Origin of the sequence: uncultured Arthrobacter sp., from assembly GCF_902805515.1 — a bacterium.
Classification (GTDB): domain Bacteria; phylum Actinomycetota; class Actinomycetes; order Actinomycetales; family Micrococcaceae; genus Arthrobacter_D.
The window spans coordinates 1-1425 of the sequence record NZ_CADCTE010000019.1 but is presented as its reverse complement, the minus strand read 5'-3'; the positions used below and the strand labels follow the sequence as shown (position 1 = coordinate 1425).

The window sequence follows — 1425 nt, the reverse complement described above, 5'->3', positions numbered from 1 at the left end:
CCCGACGGTGTGGACACCCTCCGAGTAGAACAAGCGGTCAGCAGCCTCGAGGAGGCGCTGCCGTGCAGACGGACGCGTTGAAACCATGCACCAAGACTATCAGACAGATCTGTCTAAAAACAGATTGACTTTGCTAGACCGATCTGTCTAACCTGTTAGACCGATCTGTCCAAGGAGAATCCCGCGTTGCCCCGTCTACTAGCACCCAGCACTTCCTCTTTCGCCGGACTTACGGTGGTTTTCGCCGCGTTCTTTTTTGCTGCCGGTGCCCCCACACCGCTGCTCTCGCTCCGCCAGCAGGAGTGGGGCTTCTCGGCCAGCAGCCTGAGCATCGCCTTTGCCGTTTACGCGTTGGGCCTCCTAGCGGCACTGCTGGTGGGCGGCTCCCTTTCCGACCACGTCGGCCGGCGCCCGGTCATGCTCGCCGCGCTGTTTGGGGAAATTGTTTCAATGCTGGTGTTCCTGCTCGCACCCACAATTACCTGGGTGATTGTTGCCCGTGCCCTGCAGGGCCTGGCCACCGGTGTCGCCACCAGCGCCTTCAACGCCGCCATCAACGAGCACGCCCCGGCGAATCTGAAGAAGCTGGCCGGCGGCCTCGCCACAGCATCCGTTGCCGGCGGTCTCGGCATCGGTGCCCTGGTAACCGGCGCCGCCGTCCAGTTCACCCCGGACGCCAACAGGCTCATCTTCACGATCCTCACCGGCGTCATGGTCGCGGGAGTAATTTTTCTGAGCTTCACCTCGGAAACAGCTGCGAAGCGTCCCGGCGCCCTTCGTTCACTCTTGCCACGCCTCGTCCTCCCGGCGAGCATCCGCACTGACTTCTTCGCCGGCGTCCCCGTGCTCATCGCGGGCTGGATGTTCCCCGCCTTCTTCCTCGGGCTTTCCCCCGTGGTACTGCGGGTCCACTTCGGACTCGACGGCGGTCTGGTGGGCGGCTTGACCGCATCCGTTGGCCCATTCGCGGCAGCAGTATCCAGCTTCGTCTTCGCCAAGCAGCCCGCCCGGCGCAGCATGGTGATCGGCATGATCCTTGTCTTCATCGGGGTCGTCCTGGTACTTACAGGAATAAACGAAAGGTGGTTGGCCGCCGTCTGGATCGGAGCTCTCTTTGGAGGCTCCGGCTTCGGCGCTTCATTCGGCGGACAGGTCCGACTCATCGCCCCGCACATCCAACCGCACCAACGAGCCGGCGTCTTCTCCGGCGTCTACACCGCCGCTTACCTGGCGTTCAGCATCCCGGTCATCATCGTCGGGCAGCTCGCACCGCTCGTAGGGCTGGTGACAACCGTGCAGTTCTATGCCCTCACCATTATGGCCTTCGCCGCACTCTCCATCCTTGTGCAGGCGCATCGGCTGCGGAAAGACATCGGACTGCAACCCTCAGCAGCCAGCTCCCCCGCCTGACCTACCCAAGAGGGC

General features: G+C 63.2%; 1 protein-coding gene. It reads left to right on the top strand.

Going from position 1 to position 1425, the window contains the following annotated elements:
* The first annotated feature begins 234 nt into the window (after window positions 1-234).
* The gene (locus QZX79_RS02075) at window positions 235-1410 is read left to right on the top strand and encodes an MFS transporter (protein WP_294563971.1); all 1176 of its coding nucleotides are present in this window, start codon (window positions 235-237) and stop codon (window positions 1408-1410) included.
* The last annotated feature ends 15 nt before the right edge of the window (window positions 1411-1425 follow it).